This is a genomic window from Agromyces sp. NBRC 114283 (assembly GCF_030268405.1).
In the GTDB taxonomy this organism is placed as follows: Bacteria; Actinomycetota; Actinomycetes; order Actinomycetales; family Microbacteriaceae; genus Agromyces; species Agromyces mediolanus.
In genome coordinates, this window is the sequence record NZ_BSQP01000001.1 from 1,710,897 (window position 1) to 1,733,605 (window position 22,709).

The 22,709-nt window shown below is 72.2% G+C and carries 19 protein-coding genes; 8 read left to right on the top strand and 11 right to left on the bottom strand.

The annotated features are described in order from the left end of the window. Positions 1-3: 3 nt before the first annotated feature. The 4 genes from QSJ60_RS08290 to QSJ60_RS08305 are packed head-to-tail and all read left to right on the top strand — an operon-like array spanning position 4 to position 4,718. Entirely contained in the window at positions 4-780 is a 777-nt protein-coding gene (locus QSJ60_RS08290; protein WP_285463269.1) for an ABC transporter permease, read from the top strand. Further along, complete coding sequence (locus QSJ60_RS08295) at positions 780-1,616, top strand: ABC transporter permease (RefSeq protein ID WP_285463270.1); 837 nt, start codon at positions 780-782, stop codon at positions 1,614-1,616. The genes QSJ60_RS08290 and QSJ60_RS08295 overlap by 1 nt, the downstream gene beginning before the upstream one ends. After that, positions 1,613-2,407 (top strand): ABC transporter ATP-binding protein, encoded by a 795-nt coding sequence (locus tag QSJ60_RS08300; protein ID WP_230767723.1) that lies wholly within the window; start codon positions 1,613-1,615, stop codon positions 2,405-2,407. The genes QSJ60_RS08295 and QSJ60_RS08300 overlap by 4 nt, the downstream gene beginning before the upstream one ends. A 1-nt stretch (position 2,408) precedes the next feature. Next, positions 2,409-4,718, top strand: a complete 2,310-nt coding sequence (locus tag QSJ60_RS08305; protein ID WP_285463271.1) for an arylsulfatase — start codon at positions 2,409-2,411, stop codon at positions 4,716-4,718. Positions 4,719-4,923: 205 nt separating this feature from the next. Here the strand turns inward: QSJ60_RS08305 and QSJ60_RS08310 are convergent, their stop codons facing one another. The 4 genes from QSJ60_RS08310 to QSJ60_RS08325 form a co-directional block, all read right to left on the bottom strand. After that, a complete protein-coding gene (locus tag QSJ60_RS08310; protein WP_285463272.1) occupies positions 4,924-6,588 on the bottom strand; it encodes an amidohydrolase in 1,665 nt (554 codons plus the stop codon). Continuing rightward, on the bottom strand, positions 6,588-7,421 hold the full coding sequence (locus tag QSJ60_RS08315; RefSeq protein WP_285463273.1) for a molybdenum cofactor biosynthesis F family protein: 834 nt from the start codon (positions 7,419-7,421) through the stop codon (positions 6,588-6,590). Before QSJ60_RS08315 ends, QSJ60_RS08310 begins: the two co-directional genes overlap by 1 nt. Positions 7,422-7,479: 58 nt before the next feature. Continuing rightward, complete coding sequence (locus QSJ60_RS08320) at positions 7,480-9,546, bottom strand: primary-amine oxidase (protein ID WP_285463274.1); 2,067 nt, start codon at positions 9,544-9,546, stop codon at positions 7,480-7,482. A gap of 130 nt (positions 9,547-9,676) precedes the next feature. Continuing rightward, positions 9,677-11,137, bottom strand: a complete 1,461-nt coding sequence (locus QSJ60_RS08325) for an APC family permease (protein ID WP_285463275.1) — start codon at positions 11,135-11,137, stop codon at positions 9,677-9,679. Positions 11,138-11,375: 238 nt separating this feature from the next. Between QSJ60_RS08325 and QSJ60_RS08330 the strand changes: the two genes are divergently transcribed. Further along, positions 11,376-12,140 (top strand): SDR family NAD(P)-dependent oxidoreductase, encoded by a 765-nt coding sequence (locus QSJ60_RS08330; RefSeq protein ID WP_230766336.1) that lies wholly within the window; start codon positions 11,376-11,378, stop codon positions 12,138-12,140. Positions 12,141-12,190: 50 nt separating this feature from the next. After that, the gene (locus tag QSJ60_RS08335; protein WP_285463276.1) at positions 12,191-13,006 is read left to right on the top strand and encodes an SDR family NAD(P)-dependent oxidoreductase; all 816 of its coding nucleotides are present in this window, start codon (positions 12,191-12,193) and stop codon (positions 13,004-13,006) included. 51 nt (positions 13,007-13,057) lie between these two features. On the opposite strand, the gene QSJ60_RS08340 is transcribed toward QSJ60_RS08335, so the two are convergent. From QSJ60_RS08340 to QSJ60_RS08370, 7 genes are all read right to left on the bottom strand, one after another. Continuing rightward, complete coding sequence (locus QSJ60_RS08340; protein ID WP_285463277.1) at positions 13,058-13,759, bottom strand: ABC transporter ATP-binding protein; 702 nt, start codon at positions 13,757-13,759, stop codon at positions 13,058-13,060. After that, entirely contained in the window at positions 13,756-15,549 is a 1,794-nt protein-coding gene (locus tag QSJ60_RS08345) for a branched-chain amino acid ABC transporter ATP-binding protein/permease (RefSeq protein WP_285463278.1), read from the bottom strand. The genes QSJ60_RS08340 and QSJ60_RS08345 overlap by 4 nt, the downstream gene beginning before the upstream one ends. Next, positions 15,536-16,396, bottom strand: a complete 861-nt coding sequence (locus QSJ60_RS08350; protein WP_189084483.1) for a branched-chain amino acid ABC transporter permease — start codon at positions 16,394-16,396, stop codon at positions 15,536-15,538. Before QSJ60_RS08350 ends, QSJ60_RS08345 begins: the two co-directional genes overlap by 14 nt. An 89-nt stretch (positions 16,397-16,485) precedes the next feature. After that, positions 16,486-17,673, bottom strand: a complete 1,188-nt coding sequence (locus tag QSJ60_RS08355; RefSeq protein WP_230766325.1) for an ABC transporter substrate-binding protein — start codon at positions 17,671-17,673, stop codon at positions 16,486-16,488. A gap of 220 nt (positions 17,674-17,893) precedes the next feature. Beyond that, on the bottom strand, positions 17,894-18,286 hold the full coding sequence (locus tag QSJ60_RS08360; RefSeq protein ID WP_230766323.1) for a nuclear transport factor 2 family protein: 393 nt from the start codon (positions 18,284-18,286) through the stop codon (positions 17,894-17,896). Between the two features lie 5 nt (positions 18,287-18,291). Next, positions 18,292-19,101 (bottom strand): MoaF C-terminal domain-containing protein, encoded by an 810-nt coding sequence (locus tag QSJ60_RS08365; protein WP_230766321.1) that lies wholly within the window; start codon positions 19,099-19,101, stop codon positions 18,292-18,294. Between the two features lie 215 nt (positions 19,102-19,316). Then, the gene (locus QSJ60_RS08370) at positions 19,317-20,276 is read right to left on the bottom strand and encodes an AraC-like ligand-binding domain-containing protein (protein WP_285463279.1); all 960 of its coding nucleotides are present in this window, start codon (positions 20,274-20,276) and stop codon (positions 19,317-19,319) included. A gap of 186 nt (positions 20,277-20,462) precedes the next feature. On the opposite strand from QSJ60_RS08370, the gene QSJ60_RS08375 reads away from it, so the two are divergent. After that, positions 20,463-20,993, top strand: coding sequence for a hypothetical protein (locus tag QSJ60_RS08375; protein ID WP_285463280.1), 531 nt, complete (start codon positions 20,463-20,465; stop codon positions 20,991-20,993). A 194-nt stretch (positions 20,994-21,187) separates the two neighbouring features. After that, entirely contained in the window at positions 21,188-22,684 is a 1,497-nt protein-coding gene (locus QSJ60_RS08380) for a glyceraldehyde-3-phosphate dehydrogenase (protein WP_285463281.1), read from the top strand. Positions 22,685-22,709 lie beyond the last annotated feature (25 nt).

A 22,709-nucleotide genomic window follows, 5' to 3' on the forward strand; every position in this document is an offset into this window, starting at 1 on the left:
GGCATGCGCGTCCCGCTCCTTCGAACCGGGGTCGGCGCAGCCGGCGCGGTGGCGGCGCTCGGCGCCTGGCAGCTCGCCGCCACCGCGGGTCCGCTCGCCGACTCGCCGCTGCCGAGCGCAGCCGACTCCATCGGCAGGCTCGCCGGCCTCTTCGCGACGCCCGAACTCTGGCGGGCGCTCGGCGACACCGTCGTCATGGCGGTCGCCGGCCTCCTGCTGGCGACCGTCGTCGGCGTGCTGCTCGGCGTCGGCATCGGCACCTCGCCGCTCGCGATGCACGCGACCCGGGTACCGCTCGAGTTCCTGAAGCCGATCCCGCCGATCGTCATCCTGCCGATCGTCGTGCTCGTGCTCGGGCCCACGATGGCGATGGGGGTGTTCCTCGTCTTCTTCGGCTGCTTCGTCGCGATCGCGGTGCAGTCCGCCGCGGGCGTCTTCGACACCGATCCGGTGGCGCGGGCGACCGGACGCTCCTACGGCATGGGCCGCGGGGAGATCCTCACCAGGATCGTGCTGCCGAGCGCCCTGCCGTACATCGGCACCGCCATCCGCGTCGCCGCTCCGACCTCGCTCATCGTCGCGGTCGTCGCCGGACTCCTGGGCGGCGGACCCGGCCTCGGTCAGAGCCTGCTGCTCGCGCAGATCTCCGGTGACCAGGCGCAGCTGTTCGCCTACGTGCTCGCGCTCGGCATCCTCGGTCTCCTCGTGCAGGGGCTCAGCCAGTGGGGCGAGCGGCGCCTGCTGCACTGGCACCCGCAGTACCGGAAGGAGCTCAGCTGATGGTCTTCACCTCGTCCATCCCCGCCCGCACCTCGCTCGCCCGCCGCGCCGGGCGCAGCGGCACACCGCGCTGGGTGCTGGTCGGCACCGAGGTGCTCGTGCCGATCGTGCTGCTCGCGCTGTGGTGGGTCGCGTCCGCGAACTCGACGAACGCGTTCTTCCCGCCGCTGCAGCTGATCCTCGAACGGCTCGTCCAGCTCGTGCAGACGCCGGCCTTCCTCGTCGACGTCGGCTCCTCGGTGGGCAACCTGCTGCTGTCCTTCGTCCTCGCGAGCGTCATCGGCGTGCTGCTCGGCACCGCACTCGGGCTGGTGCGGCCGCTCGCCTGGTTCGTCGAGCCGACGATCCACTTCTTCCGCGCCATCCCGCCGGTCGCCCTCGTGCCGATCTTCGTCTCGCTCATCGGCTTCGGCAACGAGACCCGCATCCTCTCGATCACGCTCGCCGCCCTCTTCCCGGTGCTCATCTCGACGATGGACGGGATCCGCGGCACCGAGCCCACCCTCGCCATGGTGAGCCGGGTGTACCGGATCGGCTGGTTCGACCGCCTCGTCTCCGTGACCCTGCCCGCGGCGAGCCCGCGCATCCTCTCCGGCATGCAGGTGAGCCTCATCACGGCCTTCGTCGTGATGATCGCGAGCGAGATGCTCGGCTCCTCGACGGGGCTCGGGGCGGCCACGCTGCTCGCGCAGCAGTCCTTCGCGATCGCCGACATGTGGGTCGGCATCCTCGTCCTCGGCGTGATCGGCTACGCGACCACGGCCGTGTTCACCCTCTTCCGGCGCCGCGTGCTGCGCTGGTACCTCGCCTCGCAACAGCAGGAGAAGAACGCATGACCTCCGACACCCTCCGCGATGCGCCCGTGCGACTCAGCGTCCGCGGCCTCGCCAAGAGCTACGACACGAAGCGGGGCAGTGTGCCCGTCATCGCCGACCTGACCTTCGACGTGCGGGTCGGGGAGATCGCCTGCATCGTCGGGCCCTCCGGCATCGGCAAGACGACGCTGCTGAAGTGCCTGACCGGACTGCAGTCGATCAGCTCGGGCCAGGCCCTCATCGACGGACGGCCCATCGACGGGCCGCCCGAGGAGATGGCGCTCGTCTTCCAGGAGTACACCCGCTCCCTCATGCCGTGGCTCACCGTCGAGAAGAACGTGCGCCTCCCGCTGAAGCACCTGCGGCTCCCGGCGGCCGAACGGGAGGAGCGCATCCGCGGCGCGCTCGCCGCGGTCGGCCTCGCCGGCGCCGAGTCGAAGTACCCGTGGCAGCTCTCGGGCGGCATGCAGCAGCGCGTCGCGATCGCCCGCGCCATCGCCTACCGGCCCGAGGTGCTCGTGATGGACGAGCCCTTCGCCTCCGTCGACGCGCAGACGCGCTTCGAGCTCGAGGACCTGTGCCTGCGCATCCGCGAGCAGTTCGGCATGACGATCGTCGTCGTCACGCACGACATCGACGAGGCGGTGTACCTCTCCGACCGGGTGATCGTGCTCGGGGAGCGGCCGGCCCGGGTCACCGAGATCATCGACGTCGACTTCGGCGGCGCCCGGGACCAGCTCACCACCCGCGCGGTGCCGGAGTTCGCCGAGCTGCGCAGCGAGGTCTTCGAGCTCATCCGGAAGGCGGGCTGAGGTGGGGGAGCGGCGCGGCTACGAGCGCTTCGCTGGGCGGGCGGCCGAGTTCGCCTCCGAGTCCCGGCCGTCCTGGCCCGCGCGCCCGCAGGCCCCGGCCGGAGCGCCCAACGTCGTGGTGATGCTCGTCGACGATCTCGGCTTCAGCGACCTCGGCCCCTTCGGCAGCGAGATCCCGACGCCGAACATCGACCGGCTCGCGGCGGGCGGATGGGTCTTCACGAACTACCGCACCGCGCCGATGTGCTCGCCCGCCAGGGCCGCCCTGCTCACCGGCCTGAACCCGCACCGGGCCGGCTTCGGCTTCGTCGCGCACATCGATCCCGGCTACCCGGGCTACGCCTGCGAGCTGCCCGAGGACGCGCCCACCCTCGCCGAGTCCCTGCGCGCCGGCGGCTACGCCACCTTCATGGTCGGCAAGTGGCACCTCACGGTCGAGTCCCGCCTGCACGACGGCGCCGACCGCTCGAGCTGGCCCCTCCAGCGCGGCTTCGACCGCTACTTCGGCAGCATGGACGGCTTCACCTCGCTGCACCACCCGCACCGGCTCGTGCGCGACAACTCGGTCGTCGACGTGGCGGAGTTCCCCGAGGGGTACTTCCTCACGGACGAGCTCACCGAGGAGGCGCTCGGCATGATCGACGAACTCCGCGCGAACGACGCGGCCAAGCCGTTCTTCCTCTATTACGCGCACACCTCGGTGCACGGCCCGATCCAGGCGAAGGCCGAGGACATCGCCCGGCACGCCGGGCGCTACGAGCAGGGCTGGAACGCGCTCCGGGAGGCCCGCTTCGCCCGGCAGCGCGAGCTCGGCGTCGTGCCGCCGTCGGCGGTGCTGCCGCCGGAGGAGCTCGCCGACGGCGCGCGGATCCCGCACTGGGACACGCTGACGGAGGCCGAACGCGCCCTGTTCGCCCGGCACATGGAGGTCTATGCCGCCGCCGTCGAGGAGGTCGATCAGAGCGTCGGCCGGCTCGTGCAGCGGCTCGAGGAGCTCGGCGAGCTCGACCGCACGATCATCGTCGTCGCGAGCGACAACGGCGGGACCGCCGAGGGCGGCCCCGGCGGCACCCGCAGCTACTTCGCCCAGTTCGGGCTCTCGGCGGAACTGCCGGCGGACTGGGTGTCCGACGTGCCTCGCGAGCTCGACGAGATCGGCGGCCCACGGGTGTTCGGCCAGTATCCGACGGGCTGGGCGCGGGTCTCGAACACGCCCTTCCGCTCCTTCAAGTCCTCGACATACGAGGGCGGGGTGCACGCACCACTCGTCGTCTCGTGGTCCGGTGCGCCCGGCGCCGCCCGCGGCCTCCGTGAGCAGTTCGTCTTCGTGGCCGACCTCGCGCCCACGATCCTCGAGCTCACGGGGATCGCCCCGCTCGCCGAACGCGGCGGTCGACCCGCGCCGCAGCCCGACGGTCGCAGCGTGGCGAGGCTCCTGAGCGACCCCGCCGGTCCCGGCCGCGAGACGCAATACTTCGAGTGCGTCGGCCGACGAGCGCTCGTCGCCGGGGACTGGAAGGCGCTCGCACCGGCCCCGCCCGCGCGGCAGGACGGCGCGGCCGGGGGGCGGTGGGAGCTCTACGACCTCGCGGCCGACCCCACCGAGACGCGCGACCTCGCCACCCGGGAACCGGCGCTCGTCCGCGAGCTCGCCGAACGCTGGCGGACCGAGGCGTGGCGAAACACGGTGTTCCCGCTCGACGACGACGGATCGCTGCAGGAGGTGCGTCCGGCGGGAGAGGCGGCGCTGTCGGAGCCGGTGGCGCTGACGCCGTTCCGGCCGCCCCTGGAACGCTTCCGCGCCTCGCGGCTCACGGTGCTGCGCTCCTTCGCCGTCGAGGTCGAGCTGCTCGCCGACGCGGATGCCGCGGGTGTCGTCGTCGCGCACGGCGACCAGGGCGGCGGCTATCTGCTCGCCGTCGACGAGGGGCGCTGGCTGCTCTCGTACAACGCCTACGGCGAATTGCACCGCGTGCGCGGCGGGCGAGTGGATGCCGGCCCGCACGGAGTGCTGCTGCGCGTCGACGAGCTCGACGGGCTGCGCTGGCGGGTGTCCCTCGAGGTCGACGGCGCCCCCGACGCGGTCGTGCCGTCGGTGCCGATGCTCTTCGGCATGGCGCCGTTCACGGGAATCAGCGTCGGCTACGACTACGGCGGCCCGGTCGACTGGGGGCTGCACGAGGCGCATGGCGCCTATCGCTTCACCGGCGGATCGATCGAGCGACTGCGCTACGTCCCGGGCGCGCCGTCCAGGCACGACCGGCGGGTGCTCCTCGCGATCGACGAGGCGGTCGCCGCGATCGCGGACTGACCGGACCGGGCGGATCGGCGCAGGGCACGGCGCCGATCCGCCCGTGGTTCCCTGAGCTTGTCGAAGGGAACGCCGTGGTTCCCTGAGCTTGTCGAAGGGAACCCCGCTTCGACGGGCTCAGCGAACCAGACGGGCTCAGCGGACCAGCCGCTTCGACGGGCTCAGCGGACCAGACGCTTCGACGGGCTCAGCGAACCAGACGAGCTCAGCGCACGTACACCCGCCGCCCGGCGAACCAGGTCTCCGTCACCGTGGTGCGCACGAGCTCCTGCGCGGGGTGCGCGAAGGGGTCGCGGTCGAGCACGACAAAGTCGGCCGACTTTCCCGCGACGAGCGAACCGGTCTCCCCGCCGAGGCCCATGGCCTCGGCGGCGTTGATCGTGAACGCCGCCATCGCCTCGTCGAGGGTGATGGCCTGCTCCGGCCACAGGGTGCCGGGGAACACCCCGGCGGGGTCGGCGCGGGTCACGAGGCCGTGGATGCCCTCCCACGCGTTCGGCGACTCCGAGACCGGCCAGTCCGAACCGCCCGCGATGAGCGCCCCGGCGTCGAGCAAGGCGCGGTTGGGCTGCATCCGGCCGGCCCGCTCCTCGGGCAGCACGGTGGCGATGGCCTCCGGGGTGACCCCGGGGAACCAGATGAACGGCGACATGTCGGCGGAGACGCCGAGCTCCGCGAAGCGCGGGATGTCGGACTCGGCGACGAACTGCCCGTGCGCGACCTGGTAGCGGGTCTCCGTGAAGCCTTCGGCGCGCAGGCGGGCGACCGTGTCGAGCACGAGGCGCACCGCGGCATCCCCGGAGCAGTGGATCTTCGCCGAGAGGCCGCGCTCGGCGGTGCGCCGCAACCAGCCCCACAACTCCTCGGGTGCGAGCGTCGTCTCGCCGAGGAAGTGATCGCCGTGCGCGTCGTCCGGCAGGTACGGCTCCAGGAAGGCACCGGTGCGGGCCGGCGGCACCCCGTCGAGGAAGATCTTCACGAAGTCGGGTCGGTGGTGCTCGGTGCGGAACGCCTCGCCCTGCCAGACGAGCCCCTCGCCGACGGGGTCGTAGCCGAAGATCTGGTCGTTCACCGTGAGCGAGGAGACGACCCAGGCATCCAGCTCGCCGTCCGCGTCGAGGGCGCGCAGCGCCTCGAGGATCTCGAGCGAGACCGCCGCGTCCTGGAACGCGGTGACGCCGTAGCTGTTCAGCAGCTCGACGCCGCGCCTGGATGCCGCGCGGTGCTGCTCGGCGCTGAGCCGGCGCGTGCGGGCCATGGCCTCCTCCACGGGCAGGCCCGCGGACTCCAGCAGGACGCCGGTCGGCCGGCCGCTGACCGGGTCGAGCTCGATGACGCCGCCCTCGCCGGGGTCGGAGTCTGCCGTGATGCCGGCGAGCTCGAGGGCGCGGGAGTTCGCCCAGCGGTTGTGCCGGGAGTCCTCCATGAGCATCACCGGGCGGCCGCCGGATGCCTCGTCGAGCCGGGCGCGGGTCTCGTCGTTCGAGATCGCGGTGCGCAGGTTGCTGCCCCACGCCCCGCCCGTGATCCAGGCGTCGGCGGGCAGCCCGGCCGCGTACTCGCGGACCGCCGCGAGCACCTCCTCGACCGAGCCGGACGAGGAGAACGACAGCTCGAAGAGGTCCGTGCGCCCGGCGAGCGCGTGGTGGTTGTGCACGTCCACGAGCCCGGGCATCAGGAAGGCGCCGTCGAGGGCTCGCCGCTCGGTGCCCTCGCCCGCAAGCGCGAGCGCCTCGGCATCCGTGCCGACGGCGAGCAGCCGCCCGCCGCCGACCGCGAGGGCCTCGGCCCACGGTGCCGCGGGCTCGCCCGTCCAGATGCGGCCACCCGTGAGCACGAGCTCGGCGGGACCGCTGCTCGCCGTCGCCATCAGCGGGAGGTGTCGTACTCGTCGGGGTGCACGGTGACCGAGATCAGCCGGCCGTGCGCGCCGAAGGTGAAGTGCGTCGGCACCTCGCCCGACTCGTCGAGGCCGAACAGCACGCCGTGCGAACGGATCGCGCGGGCGTCGCGGTGGTCGGCGATCGTCACCGAGGCGCACGGGATGACCTTCTCGCGCCAGGCGAAGACGTAGATGCCCGGGCGGATCTGCCACACCGAGTTCTCGTCGGTGTCGGCGAGGCCGCGCTCCGGGCCCGCGAGGCACTGCCAGGTGTACCACTGCGGCGAGAGGTAGATGTGCTCGTACGCGTGCACCGGGCTGTACACCCACTGCACCCGGCGGCCGATGAGCGTCGTGGTCGGCGCGGGCGCGTCGCCCGTGAGCTCGATGCCCTCGATCTGCGAGGGGACGAAGATCTGCTGCACGCGGGTCTTGCCGGCCTCCGGCTCGGGCAGGATCACGCTGATCACGGCGAGCGCGTGGCCGCTGCGGAAGTCGAGCACGAGTGTGACGGCCTCGTTCGGCAGGTACTCGTGGTGGAACTGCACGTAGTACAGCTCCTCGTCGACCTTCACCGCCTCGTAGGCGTCGGTCTTCGCGGTGGCCTCCGTCGGGTCGCCCGCGCCCGGCTGGTACTCCCAGTCGACGGTGCCCTCGGCGAAGCGGTGCACGATGCGGGTGCCGCGCTCGTCGACGACGGCGACCTCGCGGCCCACGAGGTCGAGCGAGTGCGGCGCCTTATTCGCGTCGAACCCGGGCGCGAGGCCGTCGAGCGGCAGCCAGGTCGAGGTGTCGGACAGATTCGTGGCGGTGTCGGTCATGATGCTCCAGTCGTCGTCATCGTCGGGGTGGTCTCAGCGGCTCGGTGATCTCGGCGGCTCAGTGGCCGCAGCGGCACTCGCCGCCGCCGCAGCATCCGCCCGCGGCATCCGCGCCGTGGCCCTCGCCGGGCGCGCAGTGCGCGGCCGCGCCGTCGGGCAGGTCCATCGCGGGGTTCTGGTCGAGGAAGCCGTGCGGCTTGAACCAGAAGCCCGAGTAGTCGACCGGCATGATCGGCCAGTCCTCGGTGCGCGGGATGTGCGTCGGCCCGAAGACGTGCCAGAGCACCAGGTCCTCGCCGTCGAGGCTGCGGTCCGCGGCCGTCCACTTCGGCAGACCGTCGCCGGAGTGCGCGTTCGGGTAGAAGCCGGCGGGGTACAGCTCCTCGGGGTCGTAGCGGGTGCCCCAGAGGTGCTTCGTGGCGAAGGTGGCGCGGGCGTACACGGAGGAGTCCGGCTGCGCCGCGAGGAGCGCCTTGCCCTCGGGGATGAGCCAGTACGCGGTCGGTTTGCCGACGACGTTCGTGCGGTGCGCGCTGCGCACCTCCCGGACGCGGCCCGTCAGGCCGTTCGCGACGCGCTGCGCCGCAGACTCGCTCGACAGCTGCACGTCCGACCAGGTGAAGGCGTTGCCGTAGGGGTTGTCGGGACCGGTCGGGATGCCGACCATCTCGATCTCGTGCAGCGTGTTGTCTTCGCCGTCGATCGCCGCGTCGATGCGCGCGCAGAAGAGGTGCTGGTGCACGGGCGTGAAGATGCCGGGCGCGATCTCGGGCGCGTGCGGGTTCTCGCTGCCCGGGATGCCGGCGCCCGCGAACACGATGCCCGTCGCCTTCGCCTCGACCTGGATCGAGCCGTCGAGGTAGAAGTACCAGAAGAAGCCGTAGTCGTAGTTGCCGATCGTGGAGAAGTAGCTCACCACGAGGCGGCGGCTGCGGCGCGTCTCGGGGGTGCCGTCGAGGTCGGTGTGCTTCCAGAGGATGCCGTAGTCCTCCTCGTGCATGCACACGGCCTGCGGGATCTTCACCGGGTTGCCGTGGTCGTCGGGCACGAAGGCGTCGAAGTAGTGGATGACGCCGAGGCAGTCGCAGCCGAGCGCGAGCGAGTTCGCGTTTTTGCCGAGCAGGTACTCGCCCGCGTCGAAGTAGCTGATCCAGTGCCGGCTGATCGAGGTGTCGCCGTAGGGCACGACCATCTCGGGCACGCTCGCGCGGTGGGCGACGGAGCGGTGCTCCTCGCCGTCGCGGAAGGTGATCTGGTTCAGCACCAGCCCCTCCTGCTGCGTGAAGCCGACGCGGAAGCGCCAGTTCTCCCACTCGACCAGGCTGCCGTCGACCGAGAAGCTCGGGCCCTCCGGCTGCGTGATCTCGATCGGCTTCAGCGAGGTGCGCGCCGGGCCTTGCGCCGCGGCCGTGTAGTTGCCGTGCTGCATCGGCACGGGCACGTCGCCCTCGTCGTCGATGCGGATCACGCGGCGCTCCGTGAGGTCCACGTGCACGACGAGCCCCTCGATCGGGTGCGCCCACGGGCTGTCCTGCTCGTCGAGCCGCAGGTAGGTGTGCGAGCGGACGATGCGCCGGCCCACCTCATCCTCGCGGCCGAAGTGCCCCGGGGCGAGGGGAGAGCAGAAGGCCAGCTCCATGTGCTCCTCGAGCCCGCGGCGACGCATCGCCGCCTGCCACTCCGGCGAGGCCTTCACGATCGTCGCCGCGTCGTCGTACTCCTCGAAGAGGTACTGCGGCTGGCCGTACGGCGCCTCCGTGTTCGGCAGCACCCGGAACGCGTCGACCTCGCCGCGGCTCACCGCGACGATCGCCTCGCTCGCGACGCCGGTGTCCCGGTCGAGCAGGGTGACCCGGATGCGCCGGTCGAGCGGCTCGCCCTGACGCCAGGCCGCGAGGTCCGCCTTCGGCGGGTCCACCGGCAGCATGCGCGGCACGCGGGTGGATGCCGAGACGTGCCCGGCCTCGTCGAGGATCCGCCGCGCGGCCGCGATCTCCTCGGCCGTCAGCGGGTCGAGCGGGTGCTCGGCGCGCTCCGGGGTGGTCACCCGGGAGCCGTGCGTGTGCGTGGCGTCCGGGCGGTGGCTGCCCGCGGGGCGGAGGGAGAGGTCGGCGTGGTGCGTCATCGTGGTCCTCGATCAGGGGTCGTTGCGTCCAGTATCGGCCGAGGCGCCGACCGCACGGTTGACCGTGCGCGCCGACGCCTTGACGTTGCGTGCGAAGAGCCGCGGGACGAGCCGCGGGGCCGTGCGACCCCTACTCCACGACCTCGGTCGCGCGGGTGTGCACGTTGAACTTCTCGAGGTCGGTCTCGAGGCCGCCGTAGACCTCCGGCTTGCGCCGCTTGAGGTACGCCCCGTAGCCGATCCCGCCGACGACGGCCGCGGCGAGCAGCAGCGGCAGCAGCCGGATCCACAGCTCCTGGGAGCCTGCGACGACGTCGAAGTTCCAGATCGCCAGCAGCGAGATCGCGGCGATGCCGAGGAAGCCGATGCCGGGGGCGATGAGCGTCGACCACAGTCGGCTGTCGCGCTGCCGGCGGAACGCCACCACGATCGAGAGCGCCGCGAGGCCCTGCAGGATGAGCACGCTGAGCGTGCCGAATCCGAGCATCGCGGGAACGAGCGTCACGATCGGGTCGGCCCCGGCGAGGAAGAAGACGATCGCCATGATCGCCGCGAAGGCGGCCTGCACGAGCCCGGCGATCTTCGGCGTGCCGTTGGCACCGGTGCGGGCGAGCGCCCGCGGCAGCACGCGGGCCCGGCCGAGCGCGAAGAGGTAGCGGGTCGCCGAGTTGTGGAAGGCGAGCATCGCGGCGAAGAGGCTGACGAGCAGCAGGATCATCATCACGGTCGTGAGCGGCCCGCCGAGGTACTGCTGCGAGAGCGAGAAGATCAGGTCGCCGGTCGGCAGGTGGTCGATCGCGGTCTGCTGCGCCTGCGCGACGCCCGTGGCGCTCACGACGGCCCAGGTGGTGACGCCGAGGATGAGGCCGATCGCGGTGATCGCGATGTAGGTCGCGCGCGGGATGGTGCGCAGCGGGGTCTTCGCCTCCTCGCTGAAGAGCGCCGTCGCCTCGAAGCCGAGGAAGCCGGTCGCGGCGAGCAGCAGGCCGATCGGCAGCGAGCCGGAGAACACCCACTCGGGGCTGAACGCGGCGACGTCGTAGCCGGTCTGCACGAGCACCGAGATGTCGAAGACGACGAGCATGAGCACCTCGAGCACGAGGCAGACGCCGAGGATCTTCGAGGAGAAGTCCACGCCGATCCGGGCGAGCACGAAGCACACCACGATCGAGGCGAGGCCCCAGATGAGCCAGTGGATGTTCACTCCGGTGAGGTCGGCGATGATCGTCTGCATGAAGAAGCCGCTCGTGCCGATCGTGCCGACGACGAAGAAGTTGTAGCCGAGCGTCGCGATGAGGCCTGCGACGAGCCCGCCGGTGCGCCCGAGGCCCTTCACGACGAAGGCGTAGAAGCCACCGGCGTTGACGAGCTGCTTCGACATCTGCCCGTAGCCGATCGCGAAGAGCAGCAGCACGATCGCGACGATGAAGAACGAGGCGGGCGTGCCGCCGCCGTTGCCGAGGGCGATCGCGAGCGACGCGACGACGATGATGCCCGTGAGCGGCGCCACTGCCGCGAGCACGAGGAAGACGATGCCGGCGACGCCGAGGGCGTTTCGCCGGAGTTCATTGGGGGCGGAGTGTTCGCTCACTGCTGGATCCTTCGATCTCGGGAACTGTGGGTGCAGGTCTGGGGGTAGCAAGGATTCTGGCGCTGGAGCGGATGCCTCGGCTTGACGCCGAGCGAACGGCAGTGGTGTTCCAGCGCACGGTCGCGCGGCGCGTCTGCCGGGCGGCGGCCCGGCCGGTGCAGGATGGCGGATGCCGGCGGGTGCCGATCAGGGGGCGCCCGCCGGCGCACCACCGCACGACGGCAGAGAGGCCAGCCGGATGAGACTCGGACTCGAGGGACGCCCGGCGCTCGTCACGGGCGCGGCGAGCGGCATCGGCCGCGCGGTCGTGCAGCGGCTGCTCGACGAGGGCGCGCGGGTCGCGGCCGTCGATCGCGACGCGGAACGCCTGCGCACCGCGTGGGCTGGAACCGCCGGGGTCGTGCCGATCGCCGCCGACGTCGCCGACGAGGCATCCGTCGCCGCTGCGGTCGCGGACGCGACCGCCGAGCTCGGCGGCCTCGCCGTCGTCGTCGGCTGCGCCGGGATCTCGGGCCCCGTCGGCACGAGCCTCGACGAGACCCCGCTCGCCGACTGGCAGGCCGTCTTCGCCGTGAACGTCACCGGCTCGTTCCTGCTGCTGAAGCACACCGCCGCCGCCCTGCGCGCCGAGGCCGCCCGTTCGGGCGACGCCGCTGTCGTGCTGCTCGCGAGCGACTCCGCCCTCGTCGCCGCCCCTGGCATGGCGCCGTACTGCGCCTCGAAGGCCGCGGTGGTGCAGCTCGCCCGCGCCGCGTCGGTGGAAGCGGCCGGCACCGGCGTCCGGGTGAACACCGTCTGCCCCTCCGTCGTCGACACCCCGATGAGCCGCGGCGACCTCGGTCTCGAGGAGCGCGGCTTCGACGGCCTCGACTACCCGGTTCAACGCCCGGAGGAGGTGGCCGACGAGGTGCTCTTCCTCGCGTCGCCGCGGGCGCGCGCCATCACGGGCACTTCGCTCGTGAGCGACTTCGGCTACACGGCCCGCTCGGGGTTCCCGGCCTGAGCCGGGACCGGGGCGAACCCCACGACCGCAACGACAGGAAGGAGCCCGGCATGGGCTACGCGGGATCATCGACGGCGGGCAAGGTCGTCGTCATCACGGGCGGCGGCACCGGCATCGGCGCCGCCATCGCGGAGCGCTACGCGGCGGAGGGCGCGCACGTCGTCGTCGTCGGCCGCCGCCGCGAACCCCTCGAGCGGGTCGCGAACGCGATCGGCGCGCTCGCCGTGGAGGCCGACGCGGCCGACGCCGAATCGGCGAAGCGCGCGGTCGCCGAGGTGCTCGCCCGGCACGGCCGCCTCGACGTGCTCGTCGCGAACGCGGGCGGCCACGGCTTCGCCGCCGTCGGTGACACCGACGACGCCGCCTGGGAGGCCGCGATGCGCGCGAACCTCACGACCGCCTTTGTGATGGCCAGGGAGAGCCTGCCCGCCCTCATCGAGTCGAAGGGGCAGATCGTGGTGATCTCCTCCCTCGCGGGCCTCTTCGCCGGACCCTCCGTGGCCGGCTACACCGTCGGCAAGCACGCCCTGATCGGCCTCACCCGCACGCTCGCGCGCGACTACGGCCGGCACGGCGTGCGCGTGAACGCGGTCTGCCCCGGTTGGGTGCAGACGCCCATGGCCGACGAGGAGATGGACCAGTTCGCCAAGCACGCGGGCTTCGAGGGCGGGCGCGAGGCCGGCTACGCGGCCGTGACCGCCGACGTGCCGCTGCGCCGCGCCGCGGCCCCCGCGGAGATCGCGTCGATCGTGCGCTTCCTCGGCTCGGGGGAGTCGTCCTACATGACCGGCTCCGTGATCGTCGCCGACGGCGGCGCGCACGTGGTCGACCTGCCGACGATCGCCTTCGAGCACGCCGGCATGTGACCGAGCCGAGTTGCCCGACTTCCGTGGAAGTCGGGCAACTCGGCTGCTCGCTCAGGCGGCGGCGCCGCCGAGGTAGGCGCGGTGCAGCAGGCTCGCGTCCTCGCGGAGCGTCGCGGCCGGGCCCTGGAAGCTCACCTGGCCGCTCGCGACGACGAGCGCCTCCTCGGCGAGGCCGAGCGCGAGGTGCGTGAACTGCTCCACGAGGAGCACCCCGACGCCCTGCTCGGCGATCTCCGAGACGATCGGCAGCAGCCGCATGAACACGACGGGCGCGAGGCCGAGCGACATCTCGTCGATGAGCAGGAAGCGGGGCCGCGCGGCGAACGCGCGGGCGAGCACCACCATCTGCTGCTCCCCGCCGGAGAGCAGCGCGGTCGGCGCGTCGATGCGCTTCTCGAGCTCCGGGAAGCGGGCGAGCGCGGCGTCGATCTCCGCCGGCGTGCGGGCGGTGAGCGAGAGGTTCTCCCGCACCGTCAGGGAGGGGAACACCGCCCGCCCCTGCTCGATGTGCACGATGCCCTGCTTCGCCCGGGCGACCCGGGAGAGCTTCTCGATCGGCGTCCCGTCGATGCGGATCGTGCCGGCCGAGATCGGCGCGACTCCCGAGATGCCGTCGAGCAGGCTCGTCTTGCCGGCCCCGTTGGGGCCGACGAGGGCGGTCACCCGCCCCTGCTCGAGCGTGAAGGACACACCCTGGATGACGGGACCCGCGCCGCGGCTCACCGCGACGTCGTCGATGATCAACGCACTCACAGCATCTCCGTCTCACCCATGTACGCCTTGATGACCGCGGGGTCCGCGAGCACCTCGTCCTGCGGGCCGCTCGCGAGCACCCGGCCGAAGTCGAGCACGGTGAGCGTCGAGCACACCGTGCGCACGAGGTCGAGGTCGTGCTCGATGAGCACGATCGCCATGCCGTAGCGGGCGGGCACCTCGCGCAGGCGCGCCCCGAGCTCGAGGTGCTCCTCGTGGGACAGGCCCGCGGCGGGCTCGTCGAGCAGCAGCACGCGCGGCTTCGCGAGCACGTTCGCGGCGACCTCGACGAGGCGGCGCGTGCCGACGTCGACTCCGGCGAGCCGGGTGCGGGCGGGCGGGCAGCCGAAGAAGTCGAGCACCTCGGCCACCTCCTCCGCGGTGACCCGGCGGCGGGCGACGAAGCGCACGTACGCGTCGACGGTGAGGGCGGGCGGCACGCGGTCCTGCTGGAACGTGCGGCGGAGCCCGAGGCGGGCCCGCTTCGTCGGCGACATCCGGCCGAGCGCCGTGCCGCCGAGCCGCACGGTGCCGCTCGCGTGCGGCAGGAAGCCCGAGATCGCGTCGACGAACGTCGACTTGCCTGCGCCGTTCGGGCCGATGAGGCCCATCACGCTGCCGGCCGGCACCTCGAGGCTCACCTCGTCGAGCGCCTTGAGCGCGCCGAACTGCACGGTGAGTCCCGTGACCGAGAGCGCTGGCTCGTCACTCGCGGCTGCAGCGGGAGGGGCGGGCGGCGCGGATGCCTCGGCCGGCGGCTCGATCGCGGCCGGATGCGCCGCGGCATCCGCCTTGGCGGCCTCGCGCGCCGCCGCGGCACGGCGGTCCGCGCGCTTCCACCAGAGGTTCCGAATGCCCTGGCCGAGGTTCGTGCCGCTCGTGAGCGCCTGCACGCCGAGGGCGCCGAAGATCACGAAGCCCCAGTCCTGCGGCACGCCCCAGCGCTTGAGCAGCTCGGGCACGAGCACCCAGAGGATGCCGCCGAAGATCGCCATGTCGATGAGGTACGCGCCGCTCATCACTGCGAGCACGTACAGCGCGAGCGACTGCAGCGGGGTGAAGCTCGATGCGAAGGGCAGCTGCACCTGACCGGCGAGGAGGCCGCCCGAGATGCCGCCGAGCGCCGCGGAGACCGCGAAGGCGGTGAGCTTCGCCTGCTGCACGCTCTGGCCGACCGAGGCGGTGCCGCGCTCGCTGAATGCGACGGCCTTCCAGCTCGAGCCCCAGCGGCCGCGCTGCAGCCAGAACACCACGAGCCCGCAGACCGCGAGCACGATGATGCTGAAGAAGAAGTAGCCGCGGTCGGTCGAGAAGCCCTCGGGCCGCAGCACGGGGATGCCGTCTTTCGAGCCGGGGAACTGGATCTGCAGCAGCGTCACGTCGAACGCTGCGGCGAAGCCGAGCGTCACGACGGCGAGGTTGACGCCGCGCAGCCGCAGCGCGGGCAGACCCACGAGGATGCCGACGACGCCCGCGGCGAGTCCGCCGGCGATGAGCCAGACGACGAAGCCGCCGGGCACCTCGAGTACGTTGAACAGCGAGACCACCCAGGCGCCTACCGCGGCGAAGGTGAGCTGGCAGAGCGCGATCATGCCGGCCGAGCCGGTGACGATGCCGAGGCCGAGGATCGCGATGGCCGCGGTCACGGCCGAGACCGCGAGGAAGACGAAGTAGCCCGAGAGTCCGACGCTCAGCAGGTAGCCGGCGACGACGCCGACGACGGCGACGGCGAGCGGCCAGAGGAGGCGCAGGGCGCGCGAGCGGGCGAGGCCGGAGTCAACGTGCGGCATCCCACACCTCCTTGCGCTGCGTCCAGAGCAGCAGCACGACGATGAACAGGAACGGCAGGAAGTTGCGGATGAGCGAGACCTCGTCGATCTGCGCGACGAGCCCCGAGAGCACGCCGAGCACGAGGCCGCCGACGACGGCGAGGTCCAGCCGCTTGAAGCCGCCGAGCAGGGCCGCCGCCGCGGCGGGCACGATCAGCATCGCGAGGCTGATCGCGTCGTTCGACTGGGTCGGGGCGACGACGACGATCGCGATGGCGCTGATCACCCCGGTCACGACCCAGACCGCGATCGAGAGGGGCTTCGAGGGGATGCCGAGCAGCTCCGCCGTCGTCGGTCGCTCCGAGAGCGCGCGGAGCCGCGTGCCGATCGCCGTCCGGGTGAGCAGGATCCGCACCGCCACGGCGACGACGATCGCGAGCGACACGGTGACGAGCGTCACCTGGCTGATCACCACCCCGCCGACGGTGAACGCCGGCCCCGAGATGATCGAGGCGAAGGGCTGCGGCTTGTTGCCGAACAGGATGAACGAGAGCGAGATGAGCAGCAGCAGCGGGCCGACCGTCATCGCCGAGCGCGTGGTGGTGTCGGCCTCGGACAGCCAGGTCGCGGCGATCCAGCCGATGACGCCGGAGAGCACGCCGGCGAGGAGCACGCCGAGCACCGAGCCGAGCCAGATCGGCAGCCCGGTCTCGGTGACGAGCCAGACGGCCACGAAGCCGCCGAACATGCCGGTCGCGGCCTGCGAGAAGTTGACGACGCGCACGAGGCGCGACATGAGGGTGAGGCACACGGCGAGCACCGCGTACAGTCCGCCGGCGGCGAGTCCGGCGAGCGCGCCCTGCAGCATGGCGTGCTCCTTCCTAGCGGGAGATCAGGGAGGGGTCGGGGAGCGAACGGCGGGACCGGCCGGGGGGATGGCCGGTCCCGCCGTCCGGCTCACTCCGGGATCACGATCCAGTCGTCCCCGTTGGACTCCCACGCGTTGGTGCCGCTCAGGAGCTTGATCGGCCAGCCGGCGGTGTTGTCGTGGTGCGCATCGGCGGTGCCGAAGACCCAGGGCGTGCCGACCATGGGGTTCTCGATCGGCTTCATGTCGTGCAGCGCCTTCGTCACCGTCTCGCGGGTGATGTCGCCGTCCATGCCCTCGAGCACCTCGATGAAGTACTTCGCGGCGAGGAAGCCGCCCTGGCTGAAGGAGGTGAGCGGGATGTCGTTCGCCTCCATCAGCTCGCGCCACTCCTTGTTGACGTCGCTCTCGGCGTCGGTGAAGGGGTAGAACTCGGCGGGCACGTACACGCCGGCGCCGACGTCGGAGACGGCCTTGGCGAAGTTCTCGCTGTAGACGCTCGTGAGGTAGAGCCAGGTCACGTCGTCCCAGCCCTGAGCGGCGGCGGCCTTGACCTGCCCGATGGCGTCGGGCTCGACGGGGTTCACGGCGACGGCCTTGCAGCCGGCGTCCTTCGCCTTCACGATGTACGGCGTGTAGTCCGAGGCGCCGTACGGCACGGTGTCGTCGACGTAGATCGGCTCCTTGCCGGTGACCTCGGTCCAGCGGTCGATCGCGGCCTGGTAGGTCGGCCGGGTGGAGCCGGCGATCTCGAGCAGCACGCAGATGTCGTCGAGGCCGAGCACCTCGGAGCCGTAGTACAGCGTCAGCGTCATGTCGTTGAAGGGGCCGACGTTCGCGGGGGCGATGTTCGGGGTCGAGAAGCAGCCGGTGTCGACGCCGATGCCGGGGATCGAGAGGATCTGCTCCTGCTCGTAGTACTGCGCGTTGATCTCGCACTCGATGAGGCTCGCCGAGCCGACCATGGCGACGGCCTCGTCGCTGCCGACGATCTCGCGGGCGGCCGCGGAGGCGCTCGCCGGGTCGCCCTTGTCGTCGAGGGACTTGTACTCGATCTTCCGGCCGTCGAGGCCGCCCGCCTCGTTGAAGGCGTCGAAGACGGCGGCCGCGGCGAGGCTCGCCTCGGGGAAGGTCGCGGGGCCGCTCTTGGTGTTCACGGAGCCGACGACGATGGGCGAGCCGCCGTCGCCGCCGCCGGAGTCGCCGCCGGCGCAGCCTGCGAGCACGAGCGCTGTCGCGGCGGCGAGGGCCGTCGCGCCGAGGAGGTGATGCTTCATTGGATCCTGCCTCTCGATGGCCGCGGGGTCGACCGCGGCATCCGTCGTCGATCCGGGCACGGAACGACGTTGGTGCGTGGCATGCAGTCTCCAGCGGCGCCGTGCGCCCTGGAATGCCGTGCAGCGCACGACGCTTGCCTGAGCGGGAAGACGCGCGCGCCGCGTCCCGGCTCGCCCGCTCCGGAGGGGACGGGCTGGCCGGCGACGAGTGCTGGCCGGTTCAGGCGGGGCGGATGGCCCGGTTCACCAGCTCGGTGTCGGTGAACTGCTCGAAGCCGGTGACCCGGCCCGCCTCGAGCCGCCAGACGTGCGCGACGCGGGCGGCGAAGAAGCGGCCGGTCTCTCGGTAGGTGCCCGAGTAGGTGCCGATGCCGACGACCGTGTCCCCGCCGTCGACGACCTCGTCGATCGTGAGCGTGTAGTCGTCCCACTCGGCCTGGATGCGCTCGAAGACGTGCTCGGCGACCGCCTGCGGGCCGACGTACGTTCCGGCGTACGGGAAGCCCGCCGCCTCGGTCCAGCGCACTGAGTCCGCGAGGGGTGCGAGCATGCCTGCGAGGTCGCCGGCGTCGGAGGCGGCGTAGTGCGCCCGGATGATCTCCGCGTTGCTCATCCCGGTCACACCGGCTGCGCGTCGGGGTACGCGACCGAGCCGAGCGGGTAGACGTGCCCGCCGGCCTTGGAGTGCTCGCTGCGGCCGTCGCCGGTGAGTCCGAGGAAGTTCCCCGTCGTCATCAGCTGGTAGCCGAGGTCGTGCAGCCACACGCTCGCCACGGCGATCCGGAACTCGCGGAAGCAGAACAGGTACAGCCCGTCGTCGAGCTTCCAGACGGTCGAGAGGTCCATGTCGCCGTGCCCGCGCTGCACGCCCTCAAGGCACTGCCAGGCGTAGCGCAGGCTCGAGACGTAGACGTGCTCGTAGAGGTGCTCGGGGCTGTAGCGGTAGACGTTGCGCTTGCCGATGAGGTCGCGGCTCGGGCCGGGGGCGTCGCCGCTCGGCTCGGCGCCGTCGATCGTCGCGGCCCAGAAAGTCTGGCCGACGCGGGGCACGTCGTCGGGCGTCTCGTCGTCGGCGATGCGGCTCAGCACGACGATCGCGCGGCCGGTCGGCGCGGAGAGCACGACCGTGATCGACTCGCGCTCGCGGCTCTCGAGGGGCAGCGTCACGAAGTGCACGCCCTCGCGCACCTCGACCGCGTCGTACGGGTCGACGGCGGGCGCCTCCTGGGCGAGGGCGCCGCCGCCCGTCCAGCGCACGGTGCCCTCGTCGAAGGCGAGCTCGAGCCGCTCGCCGTCGTCGAGCGAGAGTCCGACCCGGCGGCCGGCGAGCGAGCCGCTCGGCAGGCGGTACGTGTCGATCCCCGCCGCGAACTCGTCGTAGGTGTGCCAGTCCTCTTCGCCCTTCACCGGGGCGGTGGTGTCGGTCATGCTGCGTCCTTCCGGTCGGTGTTCGAGCCATGCTCGGCCCGGGCCGGAGTCCGCCTCAAGGGCGGCGGGATGATCGTGCGGGGCTGGTCAATCCGCGTGCCGCGCGCGGCAAGGGCGGGTGAGACCACGACCACACTCCAGGCTTGCCCGACTTCCATGAAAGTCGGGCAAGCCTGGGGCCTGGTCTGCGCCCGGAGGCGGTCCCGCAGCCTGGCTCAGCGGGTGCGGAGCTCGCTCGGCGCGTGCCCGTAGGCGGCCTTGAACGCGCGGCTGAAGTGCGCGGCGTCGACGAAGCCCCAGCGCGCCGCGATAGCCGCGACGGGGCGGTCGGCGTAGAGCGGGTTCATCAGGTCGCGGCGGCAGCGCTCGAGCCGCCGGGTGCGGATCCACGTCGACACGGTGGTGCCCTGCGACTGGAAGAGCCCGTGCAGATGCCGGGTGGAGATGTAGTGCGCGGCCGCGATGGAGGCGGGCCCGAGCTCGGTCGAGGCGAGGTTCTCGTCGATGTACGCGCGGATGCGCTGCATGAGCGCCTGGTGCGGGTCGCCGCCCTCGCGGTCGAGGTCGAGCTCGCGAGCGAACACGGTCGTCACGAGGTCGAGGGCGCTGTGCGTGAGGCGGACGCCGGCGGAGCCGTGCAGCTGTTCGAGGTTGCCGGCGAGCTGGGTGAGGTACGGCACGACGAGTGCGCCGAGCCCCTCGTCGCCCGCCATCCGGACGGCGGTCAGCTGTCCCACCACCTCGGAGGGGAGGTCGATGAGGTGCTTCGGGAACATCACGACCATGGTGCGGAACTCGGCGTCGAAGACGAGCGAGTAGGGCCGGTTGGTGTCGTAGACCGCGAGGTCGCCGGGGCGCAGCACCGCCTCGCGGTTGTCCTGGATCAGGATGCCGGAGCCGGCGAGCATGAGGCTGAGCTTGAACGAGCCGCGGTCGCCGCGGGCGATGAGCTCCGGGGTGCGCTCGACGATGTGGTCGGTGGCCCGCACCTCGCTCACGTGCACCTCGTCGACGTTCGCCGCGCGGATGAGGCCGCGGAACGGGTCGGGATGCTCGCTCGTCACCTGGAGCGGCACGAAGGAGTCGCTCACCGCGGTGCGGAAGGCGGAGAAATCACGCGCGAGGATGGTCGAGACGGGGCCTTGCTCGGGACGAGCGGCGGGGGAGCTGTGCACGGGTTCACCTCGATGTGCTCGGAACGCGACTGCGTTGTATACGATCCGTAGCGGCGAGCTTAGCAGGCTCCCGCGGGCACGGCACCCGCCCCGGAACGGGGCACGCCGGGCGCCGGTGCGCTCGCGGTCAAGGCCGCTGCGCCCGCGTCACTGCGGTGCGCCCCCGCGCTCGCTAGCGTCGGGAGCGTGCTCGCCCCCGTCCTCACCGCTGCCGCCCTCGGGCTCACTGCGGCGTCCGGCGCCTGCGCGGGCCTCGCCGTGGTGCGCCGCGCCGCGCCGAAGCGGGTCGTGCCCGCGGCGATCGCGATGACCGTCTCCGCGGTGGACATGCTGCTCCCCGGCGCCCTGCTCGCGCCGGTCGCGTGGGGTGCGCTGCTGCTCCTGCTCGCACTCGGCCTCCTCCTCGGTCGCACCGCGGCCGCGGCGCGCGCCGAGCTCGCCTGGCACGCCGGCTCGACGCTCGTGATGGCGGCGATGTGGTTCGGGATGGCGGTGCCCGCGGGGGCCGCCGTCATGGAGCCCGGCGGTGCAGCGCACGGCGGGCACGGCGCGCCGGTGACCGGGATGCTCCTGCTCGCCGCGGCCCTCGCGCTCGCCGTGGCGGCGTTCCGGCACCTGCCGCGGGCCCGCCGCCAGGAGCCGGGCATCGCCGCCTGGCGGCATCCGCTGATGGCCGTCGCGATGCTCGCGATGCTCGCGGCCATGCCCGCCTGGTGACCGCCCGGGATCGGGCGGCTCCCGCGCGCGGCGCGAACTGAGCGACGCTCGACGCACGGTACACTGATGGCGGGCCGAGGTGCCGCCGCGTCCAGTCCTTCCCACTCCGCGGGTCCGTACAATCCCAGACACCCCCGTATTCGAGTGCGGTCGACGCTGCCCACCTGCGCGCGCGAGGCCGAGAAGGACGCAACGTGAGCCACGAGTTCGAAGCCCGACGCCAGGACTGGATCGCCCGAGAGGAGCTCGCCGAGCGGATGATCCCGCTCATCGGCGGCCTCTACCGAGACCACGGCGTGGTCACGAGCATCCACGGCCGGCGGCTCATCAACCGCTCGGCCGTCGAGCTGCTGAAGGCGCACCGCTTCGCGCGCCAGGCCGGAGACGTCGAGCTCGACCTCGAGGACACCATGCGCGTGCTCGAGGCCCTCCGCGACATCGCCCCCGGCCCGGCCTCGATCGACGTCGCCCGCCTCGTCAGCCGCTACGCCGACACCGCGGGCGAGCTGGACGACGCCGCCGCGCTCGCCGACTTCCTGCGCGCGGAGCTCGCGCCCGTCCTCGTCGACGTCGACGCGGCCCCGGCCGAGGGCACCGACGTCGTGCTCTACGGCTTCGGCCGCATCGGGCGCCTGCTCGCCCGCATCCTCATCGCCCACTCCGGCGGCGGCCAGGGGCTCCGCCTCCGCGCCATCGTCGTCCGCCGCGGCAGCGACAACGACCTGCAGAAGCGGGCCAGCCTCCTCCGCCGCGACTCGGTGCACGGCCCCTTCCAGGGCACCATCGAGGTCGACGAGGAGGCGAACACGATCCTCGCGAACGGCACGCTCATCCAGGTGATCTACTCGGACGACCCGGCGTCGATCGACTACACCGCCTACGGCATCCGCGACGCGATCGTCGTCGACAACACCGGCCGCTGGCGCGACGAGGCCGGCCTCGAGCAGCATCTGCGCTCCACCGGGGTCTCCCGCGTGCTCCTCACCGCCCCCGGCAAGGGCGCCATCAAGAACATCGTGCACGGCATCAACCACGACGTCATCGAGCCGGGCGACCGCATCCTCTCGGCCGCGTCCTGCACGACGAACGCGATCACCCCGGTGCTCGCCGCCATCGACGAGGCGTACGGCGTCGTCCGCGGTCACGTCGAGACGGTGCACTCCTTCACGAACGACCAGAATCTCATCGACAACTTCCACAAGGGCGACCGGCGCGGGCGCTCGGCCGTGCTGAACATGGTCATCGCCGAGACCGGCGCCGCGAAGGCCGTCTCGAAGGCCCTGCCGCAGCTCGAGGGCAAGCTCACCGGCTCCGCCATCCGGGTGCCGACGCCCGACGTGTCGCTCGCCATCCTGAACCTCCAGCTCGAGCGGCCGACCGACAAGGCGACGTTGAACGGCTTCCTCCGGCAGACCTCGTTGACCTCGCCGCTGCGCCAGCAGATCGACTACATCGAGTCGCCCGAGGTCGTGTCGACCGACTTCGTCGGCTCGAACCGCGCCGGCATCGTCGACGGCCTCGCGACGATCGCCGACGGCACCGACGTCGTGCTCTACGTCTGGTACGACAACGAGTACGGCTACTCCTGCCAGGTGGTCCGCGTCATCGAGGCGATGGCCGGCAGCCACCCGGTCGTGCTCCCCGAGCGCGTGCCGGTGGTCGTCGAGCGCGAGATCGCCCCGATTCCCTGAGCGGGACCGCGACGTAGGCTGAGGG